The sequence below is a fragment of the Pseudomonas mandelii genome (assembly GCF_002251635.1).
Classification (GTDB): domain Bacteria; phylum Pseudomonadota; class Gammaproteobacteria; order Pseudomonadales; family Pseudomonadaceae; genus Aquipseudomonas; species Aquipseudomonas mandelii_B.
Genome location: NZ_NMOJ01000076.1, coordinates 15,327 through 28,127 on the forward strand (window position 1 = coordinate 15,327; position 12,801 = coordinate 28,127).

At 60.5% G+C, this 12,801-nt stretch carries 13 protein-coding genes; 12 read left to right on the forward strand and 1 reads right to left on the reverse strand.

Annotated elements, in window-relative coordinates; all coding sequences use genetic code 11:
* The first annotated feature begins 148 nt into the window (after window positions 1–148).
* The 4 genes from B7L09_RS10850 to B7L09_RS10865 all read left to right on the forward strand — a co-directional run bounded on the left by B7L09_RS10850 (window position 149) and on the right by B7L09_RS10865 (window position 1,868).
* Window positions 149–646, forward strand: coding sequence for a DUF6231 family protein (locus tag B7L09_RS10850; protein ID WP_094468800.1), 498 nt, complete (start codon window positions 149–151; stop codon window positions 644–646).
* 4 nt (window positions 647–650) lie between these two features.
* The gene (locus tag B7L09_RS10855) at window positions 651–1,127 is read left to right on the forward strand and encodes a YchJ family protein (RefSeq protein WP_094468801.1); all 477 of its coding nucleotides are present in this window, start codon (window positions 651–653) and stop codon (window positions 1,125–1,127) included.
* 70 nt (window positions 1,128–1,197) lie between these two features.
* A complete protein-coding gene (locus B7L09_RS10860; RefSeq protein ID WP_094468802.1) occupies window positions 1,198–1,665 on the forward strand; it encodes an LEA/WHy family protein in 468 nt (155 codons plus the stop codon).
* Window positions 1,662–1,868, forward strand: coding sequence for an SEC-C metal-binding domain-containing protein (locus B7L09_RS10865; protein WP_007918601.1), 207 nt, complete (start codon window positions 1,662–1,664; stop codon window positions 1,866–1,868). The genes B7L09_RS10860 and B7L09_RS10865 overlap by 4 nt, the downstream gene beginning before the upstream one ends.
* Before the next feature lie 121 nt (window positions 1,869–1,989).
* Here B7L09_RS10865 and B7L09_RS10870 read toward each other — a convergent pair whose 3' ends face one another.
* A complete protein-coding gene (locus B7L09_RS10870; protein ID WP_094468803.1) occupies window positions 1,990–2,547 on the reverse strand; it encodes a cysteine hydrolase family protein in 558 nt (185 codons plus the stop codon).
* Window positions 2,548–2,725: 178 nt separating this feature from the next.
* Between B7L09_RS10870 and B7L09_RS10875 the strand changes: the two genes are divergently transcribed.
* From B7L09_RS10875 to B7L09_RS10910, 8 genes are all read left to right on the forward strand, one after another.
* A complete protein-coding gene (locus B7L09_RS10875; RefSeq protein WP_094468804.1) occupies window positions 2,726–5,176 on the forward strand; it encodes a penicillin acylase family protein in 2,451 nt (816 codons plus the stop codon).
* A 200-nt stretch (window positions 5,177–5,376) separates the two neighbouring features.
* Complete coding sequence (locus tag B7L09_RS10880) at window positions 5,377–6,411, forward strand: ligase-associated DNA damage response exonuclease (RefSeq protein WP_094468805.1); 1,035 nt, start codon at window positions 5,377–5,379, stop codon at window positions 6,409–6,411.
* The gene (locus B7L09_RS10885; protein ID WP_094468806.1) at window positions 6,408–8,096 is read left to right on the forward strand and encodes an ATP-dependent DNA ligase; all 1,689 of its coding nucleotides are present in this window, start codon (window positions 6,408–6,410) and stop codon (window positions 8,094–8,096) included. Before B7L09_RS10880 ends, B7L09_RS10885 begins: the two co-directional genes overlap by 4 nt.
* 321 nt (window positions 8,097–8,417) lie before the next feature.
* Window positions 8,418–9,200 carry a transporter substrate-binding domain-containing protein gene (locus B7L09_RS10890; protein ID WP_094468807.1) on the forward strand — a complete coding sequence of 261 codons (783 nt, stop codon included), beginning with the start codon at window positions 8,418–8,420 and terminating at the stop codon, window positions 9,198–9,200.
* A gap of 56 nt (window positions 9,201–9,256) precedes the next feature.
* A complete protein-coding gene (locus tag B7L09_RS10895) occupies window positions 9,257–9,985 on the forward strand; it encodes an ABC transporter permease (protein WP_094468808.1) in 729 nt (242 codons plus the stop codon).
* Window positions 9,982–10,692 carry an ABC transporter permease gene (locus B7L09_RS10900; protein ID WP_094468809.1) on the forward strand — a complete coding sequence of 237 codons (711 nt, stop codon included), beginning with the start codon at window positions 9,982–9,984 and terminating at the stop codon, window positions 10,690–10,692. Before B7L09_RS10895 ends, B7L09_RS10900 begins: the two co-directional genes overlap by 4 nt.
* 29 nt (window positions 10,693–10,721) lie before the next feature.
* Entirely contained in the window at window positions 10,722–11,840 is a 1,119-nt protein-coding gene (locus tag B7L09_RS10905; RefSeq protein ID WP_094468810.1) for a succinylglutamate desuccinylase/aspartoacylase family protein, read from the forward strand.
* Window positions 11,841–11,853: 13 nt separating this feature from the next.
* Complete coding sequence (locus tag B7L09_RS10910; RefSeq protein ID WP_094468811.1) at window positions 11,854–12,618, forward strand: ABC transporter ATP-binding protein; 765 nt, start codon at window positions 11,854–11,856, stop codon at window positions 12,616–12,618.
* The last annotated feature ends 183 nt before the right edge of the window (window positions 12,619–12,801 follow it).

Genomic DNA, 12,801 nt, shown 5'->3' on the forward strand with positions numbered 1-12,801 from the left:
AGTAAAGACCGGAGTTTTAATCTCCGCCAGCAATAGGCCATTGCTGTTTTGCCCTGTGTTTACGGCCGTTCGCCGATTTTGGCGTAAACCCGCTCTAGGCCCGGACGTTTGGGCAGGCTAGTCTTGGTGCTCTTCTTGAGGAACTCTGATGATTGCAGGTATTTCTTCGCGCACGCCCCAGCAGGCGTTGGCCGCTTTGCTTGATCGATACGCCCCCGCGCGCCTGTTGTTGATCGGCGCCAGCGAGTTCCCCGCACTTGAGGCGTTCAAGCTCGCGCACCCGGACAGCTGCGTGGCGCATGCGGCACCGGGTGCGTTGCCGGCCGAACTGGCGTCGCGCCGCTTTGATCTGGCGCTGGTAGTCGATTGCCTTGAACACCTGCCAAAGCGCGACGGTCTTAATCTGTTAGGCGGGATCCGTAATTTGAATGCCAGTCGCATTGCGGTGCTGGCGGATTTGCCGGCCAGCGGCTGGCAGGAGACGGACTTCTTTTCCCTGGCCTTGCAAGCCAGTGAACGTTTCCAGCGCGACGATCAAGTGTTGACGCTGTTCACCTATGATCTGCTTGACTATAAACAGGTGCCGGACTGGCTCAACGCCCGCTTCTGGGCCAACCCGGAAAACTTCGGGAAGTATTGGTGGTAACGCAATGAGTACATCCATTTGCCCCTGCGGCAGTGGCAACCTGCTGGATGCCTGCTGCGGCCATTATCACGCCGGCCACCCCGCGCCCTGCGCCTCCGCGCTGATGCGTTCGCGCTACAGCGCCTATGTGCTGGGCCTGGTGGACTACCTGGTGGCNACCACCCTGCCCGCGCAACAGTCCGGCCTGGATCGTCAGTCCATCAGCGACTGGAGCGCGCAAAGCACCTGGCTGGGTCTGGAGGTGGAAAGCTCCGAGGTATTGGGCGGTCAACCGGAACACGCATTCGTCACNTTCACCGCACGCTGGCATGACGGNNGTGGTGAACACAGCCACCGCGAGCGCTCCTCGTTCGTGCAGAACGCCGGGCACTGGTACTTCATCGACCCCACCGTGCCACTCAAGGCCGGACGCAACGATGCCTGCCCGTGCGCCAGCGGGCAGAAATTCAAGAAGTGTTGCGCGGGGTATTTCGGCAGTTGAGGAAAACCCTGTAGCCGCTGGCGAAGCCTACCCGACCTGTAGGAGCGAGGCTTGCCCGCGCGTGTTACAGATGCTTACCCTGCTGATGTTTCTCGGGCTCAGCGGCTGCGCATCCTGGTTCGGCGACGATCTGCCGGATCCGCAAGTGCATCTGGTGAAGGTGGAAGTGGTCCGGGCCAAGTTGATGGAGCAGAAATTCATCCTGCACTTTCGCGTCGACAACCCCAATGACAGCGACCTGACGGTGCGCGGCCTCGAATACCGCATTCACCTGGGCGACCTGCTGCTGGCCGAAGGCGAGCATGAACACTGGTTCACCGTAGGCCCCAAGCGCAGTGCCTATTTCAAGGTGCCGATCCGTACCAACCTGTGGCCCAAGGTTCGGGACGTGGTGAAAATGCTGAAAAAACCCGATCAGCCCATCCCCTATCGCCTGGAAGGTGAAATGGAAACCGGTTTATTCATCGCGCACTACGTGCACCTGGCGCGCAATGGCGTGATAATCCCCGCCGATTTAATTCCGGAGCAAAACCGATGACTCAGCAACCCCATGTCCATGGTCCTGACTGCAACCACGATCACGATCACGATCACCATGATCACGACCACGGCCATGTCCACGGCCCGAACTGCGGCCACGCTCACCAGGAGCCGGTGCGCAACGCCTTGAAAGACGTTGGTCGCAACGATCCTTGCCCATGCGGCAACGGCAAGAAATTCAAGAAGTGCCACGGCGCTTGATGCTTCGGGCGAAGTTCTGTTTCGCCGGTTGAATCGCTATCGCGGGCAAGCCCGCTCCTACATGGGTTCTGTGCACGCATACCCCCCTGTGGGAGCGAGCAAGCTCGCTCCCACAGGGAATTCAGTCAGCCTTCAAAATCTGTGCGGAGCTGACGACCGTTGCATATTCCCCGTGCAAGTTCCCCAGCGACATCGCATGCACCTCCTCGGCTGAGTGCGCATGGCCAAAAAAATCGGCCTTGTCGAACGTAAAGCACGCGTCCTCCGCCACCCACGCGTCAAACCCCAGGTTTCCCGCCGTTCGCGCTGTGGACTCCACCGAGTTATGGGTCGCAACGCCAACGATGATCACCTGGCCGATCCCTGCGGCGCGCAAACTCGCCTCCAGCCCCGTTGCACAGAACGCATCCGGTACCTGTTTCTGAATCAGTTGTTCGCCGGCCTGTGGCATGAAACGGTCCTGAAATTCCACGCCTGATTGCTGCGGCCAGAACACCGATTCCGGTGAACGGGACAGGTGCTGCACATGGATCACCGGGCGCCCGGTTCGCCGCCAATACGCCAGCAGATCGAGAATCCGTTCCTCGGCCTGAGGATTATTTCGACGACCTAGCTTGGGGTGCAGGATGCCTTTTTGTTGGTCAATGATGATCAGTGCTGCGTTGGTCTTAAGCTCCATGCCGACTTTTCTCACAACAGGTCATTGAATTTCACGCACTTCAACATCACCTCCTCTTACAGGCAAGCCATNGTTTATCGGACAAATCCTGAAATAACCTGACACCCCGCTTGCGCGCCCTCCTCCTGCTCACTAACGTAGCGCCTTTAATGACGCTACCCCCCGCAGGAGCTTTGCCATGGCCTCGCCAGCCCTCTCACATTTTCTTCCCCGGTTCGGCGTTGCCGCGGCAGTAGCCGGTGTTTTGAGCCTGACCGGTTGCCAGACCTGGAACACCCAGGACACCCTGCCTCCCGTTGCCGGCGTGCAGCCGNTCAAAGGCCTGGCACAGAATGTTTCGGTGCGCCGCAATGCCCAGGGCATGCCGCTGATCGAAAGCAACACCTTCCATGACGCGCTGTTCAGCCTTGGTTATGTGCACGCCAGCGATCGGATCACGCAGATGGTCACCTTGCGCCTGCTGGCTCAGGGCCGTCTGGCGGAAATGTCCGGAGCGGACCTGCTGGACGCCGACCGCTACATGCGCGCCATCAATCTGAAGAAAAGCGCGGGCGAGTTGTATAAAGCATCGTCGCCGCGCCTCAAACGCTTCTTCGAAGTCTATGCCCGTGGCGTCAACGCCTACCTGTTCCGCTACCGCGACAAGCTGCCGCCGGACCTGGCCCAGACGGGCTACAAGCCTGAGTACTGGAAGCCGGAAGATTCGGCGCTGATTTTCTGCCTGCTGAACTTCAGTCAGTCGGCCAACCTGCCGGAAGAAATCAACGCACTGATGCTGGCCCAGACCGTCACCACGGACAAACTCGGGTGGCTGACGCCGTCCGCCCCCGACGAAAAGCTGCCGTTGGGCGAAGCTGAAAAACTGCAAGGCATCAAGCTCAATGGTGCCATCCCGGGCCTGACACAAATCAGCAAAGCCACCGGGCAACTGTCCGACCTGAATCTGCTGGGCGCCACCTCGTCGAACAACTGGGCCATCGGCCCGCAACGCAGCCGCAGTGGCAAAAGCCTGCTGGCCAGCGACAGCCATGGCCCGCTGGGCGTGCCATCGTTGTTCAGCTACGTGCAGATTCGCGCACCGAAGTACCAGGCCTCTGGCGTGACGATTGCCGGTTTACCCATGGTGCTCGGCGGTTTCAACGGCAAAGTGGCGTGGAGCATGACCTCGGTCATGGGCGACAACCAGGACCTGTTCCTGGAAAAAATCAAACGCCAGGGCAACGGCCTCACGTATGAAGTCGGCGGTAAATGGCAGCCGGCGATCGCGCGCAACGAAACCTACTTCGNCAAGGGCCAGCGGCCGATTCGCGAAGTGGTGTACGAAACCCGCCACGGNCCNNTGCTCAACAGCGCCCAGGGCACGACGCTGGCCAATGGTTTCGGCCTGGCCTTGCAGACGCCGAACTTCACCGACGATAAAACCCTGGACGCGTTTTTCGACCTGTCCCGGGCACAGACCGTCGAGAAAGCCTCGGACGCCAGCCGTGAAATCCGCGCCATCGCCTTGAACCTGGTGTTCGCCGACGCCAGCAACATCGGCTGGCAAGTCACCGGCCGCTTCCCCAACCGCCGCGAAGGCGAAGGCCTGCTGCCCTCGCCGGGCTGGGACGCGCGTTTTGACTGGGACGGTTACGCCGACGCGATGCTGCACCCGTACGANCAGGACCCGGCCCAGGGCTGGCTCGGCACCGCCAACCAGCGGGTCATTCCCCATGGCTATGGCATGCAGCTGTCCAATTCCTGGTCGGCTCCGGAACGTGGCGAACGCCTGGCCGAACTGGCGGGTGTCGGCAAACACGACACGCGCAGCGTGATCGCGATGCAATACGACCAAACCACGACGTTCGCCGCCAAACTGAAGAAAATGTTTGAAGCACCGGGCATGTCCCAGCCGCTCAAACAGGCCATTGAAGCACTGCCGGTGGCCGATCGCGGCAAGGCTCGCGAGGCGTACACCCGTTTGATGGCCTTCGACGGCAAACTCAGCCCGACCTCTGCGGATGCGGCGATCTACGAGCTGTTCCTGCAGGAAAGCACCAAACAGATCTTCCTCGACGAACTGGGCCCGGAAAGCAGCCCGGCGTGGAAAGCCTTTATCGCCAACGGCAAGTTGTCCTATGCGGCGCAGGCCGATCACTTGCTGGGCCGTGAAGACAGTCCGTTCTGGGATGACGTGCGCACCGCGCAAAAAGAAGACAAGCCGGCGATCCTTGCCCGCAGCCTCGCCGCCGCAATCAGCGCCGGCGACAGTCAATTGGGCGGCGATCACAAAGCCTGGCAGTGGGGCAAATTGCACCGCTATGAATGGAAGAATGCCAGCGGCCAGACCGTGCGCGGTCCACTCGCGGCCGGCGGCGATCACACGACGCTGAACACGGCGGCCTTCACTTGGGGTCAGGACTTCAATACGACGCTGGCGCCGGCCATGCGCTTTATCGTGGACTTCAGCCAGGCAGAGCCACTGATGGGGCAGAACAGCACCGGTCAGTCTGGCAATCCGGCGAGCCCGCACTACCTCGACAGCATTGATCCATGGCTGAAGGGGCAATACCTGAGCTTCCCGATGCAGCCGCAGAACTTTGACAAGGTGTATGGGAAGACCCGGTTGACCCTGACGCCTGGCAAGTAACCCGGTTTCTTACTGAAGAAACCGGATCAAAAATGTGGGAGCGGGCTTGTTCGCAGCCGAACGGGGCGATGCGGCGTTCCGACAAGCCCCCTCGCCACAGGTGTCCCACATTGGGATCTTACTCATCCATGAAATCTCGATAGAACTTCTGGCTTCGCGCAAACCTCATAGCTAACAAGTCCCCCCATTTTGGTAACAACATGGATCTTGTTATCGCGCGCCCCGAAGGTTTGTACTGCACCGCCGGCGATTTCTATATCGACCCGTGGCGGCCGGTCGAGCGTTCGGTCATCACGCACGCCCACGGCGACCATGCCCGCACCGGCAACCAGCANTANCTGGCGGCCGCGCCCGGCGAAGGCATTCTGCGCTCGCGGTTGGGCCAGGACATCAACCTGCAAACCCTGNCCTACGGCGAGCGTTTGCGGCACCACGGCGTCACCCTGAGTTTCCACCCCGCCGGGCATGTGCTCGGTTCAGCCCAGGTGCGCCTGGAATACCAGGGCGAAGTCTGGGTGGCATCCGGTGACTACAAGGTCGAGCCCGACGGCACCTGTGCGCCGTTCGAACCGGTGCAGTGCCATACCTTCATCACTGAGTCGACCTTCGGCCTGCCGATTTATCGCTGGCAACCCCAGGCGCAGATCTTTGACGAGATCAATCAGTGGTGGCGGGCCAATGCCGAAGCCGACAAAACCAGCGTGCTGTTTTGCTATTCCTTCGGCAAGGCCCAGCGGATCCTCCATGGCATCGACGCCAGCCTCGGCCCCATTCTGGTGCATGGTGCCGTAGAACCGCTGAACCGGGTGTACCGCGAAAGCGGCGTTTACATACCGCCGACGATCTATGCCGGCGATGTGCAAAAGAGCGATCCGATGATGCGTAAGGCGCTGGTCATCGCCCCGCCATCGGCTGGCGCCAGCACCTGGATGCGCCGGTTTGGCGACTACAGCGACGGCTTCGCCAGCGGCTGGATGCGATTACGCGGCACGCGGCGCAGACGCGGCGTGGACCGAGGTTTTGTATTGTCCGACCACGCCGATTGGCCCGGCCTGTTGTGGGCCATCGAACAAACCGGCGCCGAACGGGTGATGGTCACCCACGGCTCCGTGGCGGTGNTGGTGCGGCATCTGCGCGAACAGGGCCTTGATGCCATGGGTTTCAGCACCGAATACGGCGACGATGAGGAAGACAACGCGGCCGTCGAAACCGAGCACGCCGAGGTGGCGACATGAAGGCCTTCGCCGAGCTGTATGCCGAACTCGACGCCACCACGTCAAGCAATGCCAAACTGGCCGCAATGCAGGCCTACTTCGCCCAGGCTGCACCCGAAGATGCAGCGTGGGCGGTGTACTTTTTGTCCGGCGGGCGACCTCGGCAGCTGGTGCCGGTGCGTGTGCTGCGTGAGCTGGCCGTCGAGTTTTCCGGCCTTGAGCCCTGGCTGTTCGAAGAAAGCTACCAGGCGGTCGGCGATCTGGCGGAAACCATTTCGCTGGTCCTGCCTGAAACCCTGCACAGCTCCACCGACGGGCTGGCGGCATGGATTGAAGACAAACTGCTGCCACTGCGCGGTGAGTCCCCGGAAGTTCTCGCAGAGCGACTGCCCGCGCTCTGGGCACAATTGGACCGCTCAAGCCTGATGCTCTGCATCAAACTGATTACCGGCAGTTTCCGCGTCGGCGTCTCCAAACTGCTGGTGACGCGAGCCTTGGCGGCGATGGCCGGACTCGACAGCAAGCGCGTGGCCCAGCGGCTGGTTGGGTACACCGACCTGTCCAATCGCCCGAACGCCGCCAGTTACCTGAAATTGATCGCCGCCGAATCGTNCGACGAACATGCCCAGCGTGGAGGCCAGCCCTACCCGTTTTTCCTGGCCCATGCCCTGTCACAACCGGTCGAGCAATTCGAAGCTGTGCTCGGCCCGGCGAGCCAATGGCAAGTGGAATGGAAGTGGGACGGCATCCGCGCCCAAGTGGTCAAGCGCGAAGGGCGACTGTGGATCTGGTCGCGCGGTGAAGAACTGGTGACCGAGCGTTTTCCCGAACTCGACAGCCTGCTTCACGGACTGCCTGACGGTACGGTGATCGATGGTGAAATTGTCGCCTGGAAGACCACTCGACCCACCACTGACGATGCGTTCAACCCGCAATCACCGTTCGCTCCAGCGGTGCTGCCGTTCGCGCTGTTGCAGCAGCGGATTGGCCGCAAAACCCTGGACAAGAAAATTCTCGAAGAAGTGCCGGTGGTGGTCCTCGCCTACGACTTGCTGGAATGGCAAGGCGAGGACTGGCGCAGTCAGCCTCAGGCCAGGCGCCGCGCTCAATTGGATCAGCTCATCAGCACCTGCAACAACCCGGTGTTACTCGCCTCACCGGTGCTGACCGGCGAAGACTGGTTCGACCTCGCCCGGCAACGCGAGGCGTCCCGCCGCCTCGGTGTCGAAGGCATGATGCTCAAGGCCCGGGATGCGCTGTATGGAGTNGGCCGCACCAAGGACATGGGCGTGTGGTGGAAATGGAAAGTCGACCCGTTCAGCGTCGACGCCGTGTTGATTTATGCGCAACGCGGCCACGGTCGCCGCGCGAGTCTCTACAGTGATTACACCTTCGCGGTCTGGGACGGCCCGCCGGACGCCAGCGAACGAACCCTGGTGCCGTTCGCCAAGGCGTATTCAGGCCTGACCGACGAAGAAATGCGCAAGGTCGACGCCATCGTGCGCAAAACCACGGTGGAAAAATTCGGCCCGGTCAGCAGTGTGACGCCGAGCATGGTGTTTGAGCTGGGGTTCGAAGGGATCGCCCTGTCCAAGCGGCACAAAAGCGGGATTGCAGTGCGGTTTCCGCGGATGTTGAGGTGGCGGCAGGACAAGTCGGTGGAAGAAGCAGACAACCTCGCAACATTGCAGGATTTATTGGGCTAACCCAATCCCCCCCTGTGCTAGCGAGCTTACTCGCTCCCACAGGAATTTGTGTCATCCCGAACCNGCTAACCCAATCCCCCCCTGTGCTAGCGAGCTTACTCGCTCCCACAGGAATTTGTGTCATCCCGAACCAAGATGGTGCAGCTATTTTCCGACGCCCGATTTCGTGCACAAATCCCCTCCTGCCACTTCTTGAATCACCTTTTAAAACGCTTGTTCGGGACTCTGGTTCGGAAATTGCTACTTTCATTAGGTCTTACGCTTTCCAGTAACAATAATTCTGCGCCACAAGCGCTCATATTGGTTCTTAGGGATTACATAATGAAAAAAGCATTGCTGACCCTTTCTGCACTGGCTCTGTGCATGGCTGCTGGTGTTGCTANNGCAAAGGAATACAAAGAACTGCGTTTTGGCGTTGACCCTTCCTATGCTCCGTTCGAATCGAAAGCGGCCGACGGTAGCCTGGTGGGTTTCGATATCGACCTAGGCAATGCGATCTGCGCCGAGCTGAAGGTCAAGTGCAAGTGGGTCGAAAGTGANTTCGACGGCATGATTCCNGGCCTCAAGGCCAATAAATTCGACGGTGTGATNTCCTCGATGACCGTCACCGAGGCCCGCGAAAAAGTCATCGACTTCTCCAGCGAGCTGTTCTCCGGCCCGACCGCCTACGTGTTCAAGAAAGGTTCTGGCGTCACCGCAGACGTCGCTTCGCTCAAGGGCAAGACCGTCGGCTACGAACAAGGCACCATCCAGGAAGCCTATGCAAAAGCCGTTCTGGACAAGGCCGGCGTTAAAACCCAGGCCTACGCCAACCAGGATCAGGTCTATGCCGACTTGACTTCCGGTCGTCTCGACGCAGGGATTCAGGACATGCTGCAAGCCGAACTGGGCTTTTTGAAGTCGCCAGNGGGCGCNGATTACGATGTCAGCAAGCCAGTCGACAACGCACTGCTGCCAGCCAAAACTGCGGTCGGTATCAAAAAAGGTAACAAAGACCTCAAGGCCCTGCTCGATAAAGGTATCAAAGCGTTACACGATGATGGCACCTACGCCACCATCCAGAAGAAACACTTCGGCGATCTGAACCTGTACAGCGGCAAATAATGCCCGGCGCCCATCTCGCGATGGGCGCTTTTTTCATCCGATCAGGTTGCTGATTTATGTTCGAAAACCTATTACAAAACCTGGGGCTCTCAGCCTTCAGCCTCAAGGGCTTCGGTCCGTTGCTGATGGAAGGCACCTGGATGACCATCAAATTATCGGCGTTGTCGCTGCTGGTGGCCGTATTGCTCGGCCTGCTCGGCGCCACCGCCAAGCTGTCAAAAGTCAAAATGGTGCGGGTNCCCGCCCAGCTCTACACCACGCTGATTCGCGGCGTGCCGGACCTGGTGCTGATGCTGCTGATTTTCTACAGCCTGCAAATCTGGCTGACCGGTTTTACTGACTTCATGGAATGGGACTACATCGAAATTGACCCATTCAGCGCCGGGGTTATCACCCTGGGCTTCATCTACGGTGCCTATTTCACCGAGACCTTCCGCGGGGCGATTCTCGCCGTGCCTCGGGGCCAGGTCGAAGCCGCTACCGCTTATGGCCTTAAACGCGGCCAGCGTTTTCGAATCGTGGTGTTCCCGCAGATGATGCGCTTTGCCCTGCCGGGCATNGGCAACAACTGGNTGGTGATGCTCAAGGCCACCGCGCTGGTGTCGATCATCGGCCTGGCGGACCTGGTCAAGGCCGCNCAGGACGCNGGCAAGAGCACCTATCAACTGTTNTATTTCCTGGTGCTNGCCGCGCTGATCTACCTGGTCATCACCAGCGCTTCCAACTTTGTCCTGCGCTGGCTCGAACGCCGTTACGCCGCCGGCTCCCGGGAGGCTGTACGATGATCGAACTCTTGCAGGAATACTGGAAACCCTTCCTTTATACCGACGGCAACAACATCACCGGCCTGGCCATGACCCTGTGGTTGCTCAGCGCCTCGCTGGTCTTTGGTTTTCTGGTGTCGATCCCGCTGTCCATCGCCCGCGTGTCGCGCAAACGCTCTATTCGCTGGCCGGTGCAGTTCTACACCTACCTGTTTCGCGGCACGCCGCTGTATATCCAGCTGCTGATTTGCTACACCGGGATCTACAGCATTGCCGCAGTGCGGGCACAGCCGGTGCTGGATGCGTTCTTTCGCGATGCGATGAACTGCACCATCCTGGCGTTCGCNCTCAACACCTGCGCCTACACCACGGAGATTTTCGCCGGGGCGATCCGCAGCATGGCCCACGGTGAAGTCGAAGCGGCCAAGGCCTATGGCCTGAGCGGCTGGAAGCTGTATGCCTATGTGATCATGCCGTCGGCCCTGCGCCGCTCATTGCCGTACTACAGCAATGAAGTGATCCTGATGCTGCACTCGACCACGGTGGCCTTTACCGCGACGGTGCCGGACATTCTCAAGGTTGCCCGGGACGCAAACTCGGCGACCTTCCTGACCTTTCAATCNTTCGGTATCGCTGCGCTGATCTACCTGACCGTAACCTTCGCGCTGGTCGGCCTGTTCCGCCTCGCCGAACGCCGATGGCTGGCGTTCCTCGGGCCGACCCACTAGGACCCGTTTTCAGGAATAAAGAGACGAACATGCGCCACCAGATACATGACCTGCTGGCCCCGCTGCCGGGGACCGCTCGACAGATTCACAGCTTCCACTTCGGCCCAACGTCGGCCAAAGGCAAGGTCTACATCCAGTCATCGCTGCATGCCGATGAACTGCCGGGCATGCTGGTGGCCTGGCACCTCAAGGCGTGCCTGGCGAAACTGGCGGCGGCCGGGCGTTTGCGCAGCGAAATCGTGCTGGTGCCCATCGCTAACCCGGTGGGCCTGGAACAGGTGTTGATGGACATTCCACTGGGTCGCTACGAGCTGGAAAGCGGGCAGAACTTCAATCGCCTGTTCGTCGATTTGAGCGAAGCGGTAGGCAACGAGATCGAAGGCCATCTGAGCGATGATCCGCAGCGCAACCTCACGCTGATCCGCGAAAGCCTGCGCAACGCCCTCGCCAGGCAGACCGCAAGCACGCAACTGCAATCCCAGCGCCTGACCCTGCAACGCCTGGCCTGCGACGCTGACATGGTGCTGGACCTGCATTGCGACTTCGAAGCCGTGGCGCACCTGTACACCACACCCGACGCCTGGCCGCAGGTGGAGCCATTGGCCCGTTACATCGGTGCCGAAGCGAGCCTGCTGGCCACCGACTCCGGCGGTCAGTCGTTCGATGAATGCTTCACCCTGCTCTGGTGGCAGTTGAAAGAACGCTTCGGCGAACAGTTCCCGATCCCCATGGGCAGCTTTTCGGTGACCGTCGAACTGCGCGGCCAAGGCGACGTCAACCACGGCCTGGCCAGCCTCGATTGCCAGGCGATCATCGACTATTTGATTCACTTCGGCGCCATTGCCGGCGAAGCAGCGCCATTGCCCGACCTGCCCTACCCGGCCACCCCGCTGGCGGGTGTCGAGCCGGTNACGACACCAGTGGGCGGCCTGCTGGTGTTCACCGCGCTACCGGGGGAATACCTCGAAGCCGGGCAACTGATCGCCGAAATCATCGACCCGATCAACGATCGCGTCACCCCCGTTCATTGCACCGCCGCCGGCCTGATGTACGCCCGTTCGCTGCGGCGCATGGCCACTGCCGGGATGGTGATCAGCCATGTCGCAGGCCATGAGGCCTACCGCAGCGGCTACCTACTTTCGCCTTGAGGATGCACGCCCCATGTACAAATTGACCGTTGAAGGCCTGCATAAAAGCTATGGCGACCATGAAGTGCTCAAAGGCGTTTCNCTCAAGGCCAACACCGGCGACGTGATCAGCCTGATCGGCGCCAGCGGCTCGGGCAAAAGCACCTTTCTGCGCTGCATCAACTTTCTCGAACAACCCAACGACGGCGCCATGACCCTGGATGGTCAGAACATCCGCATGGTCAAGGATCGCCACGGCATGCACGTGGCCGACCCCGATGAACTGCAAAACCTGCGCACGCGCCTGGCCATGGTGTTCCAGCATTTCAACCTGTGGAGCCACATGACCGTGCTGGAAAACATCACCATGGCCCCGCGCCGGGTGCTGGGTTGCAGCAAGGAGGANGCCGAAGACCGCGCNCGACGCTACCTGGACAAGGTCGGNTTGCCGGCGCGCGTGGCGGATCAATACCCGGCGTTTCTGTCCGGTGGCCAGCAACAACGCGTGGCCATCGCNCGGGCGCTGGCCATGGANCCGGAAGTCATGCTGTTCGACGAACCNACCTCGGCCCTCGACCCGGAGCTGGTGGGTGAAGTGCTGCGAGTGATTCANGGCCTGGCCGAAGAAGGCCGCACCATGATCATGGTCACCCACGAAATGAGCTTTGCCCGCAAGGTGTCGAGCCAGGTGCTGTTCCTGCACAAGGGCCTGGTGGAAGAGCAAGGCACGCCCGAGGATGTGCTGGGCAACCCGAAGAGTGAGCGCCTGCAGCAGTTTNTGAGCGGCAACCTCAAGTAACCCCCCCCCTTTGTAGGAGCCGGCTTGCTGGCTCCTACAGGATCGCGTTTCTTCATTAAACCTTTGCCCTTGCGCCGCNCCCCTTTGTAGGAGCCGGCTTGCTGGCTCCTACAGGATCGCGTTTCTTCATTAAACCTTTGCCCTTGCGCCGCGGTCACTGAAAGAACACTTTCAGAGCGCACA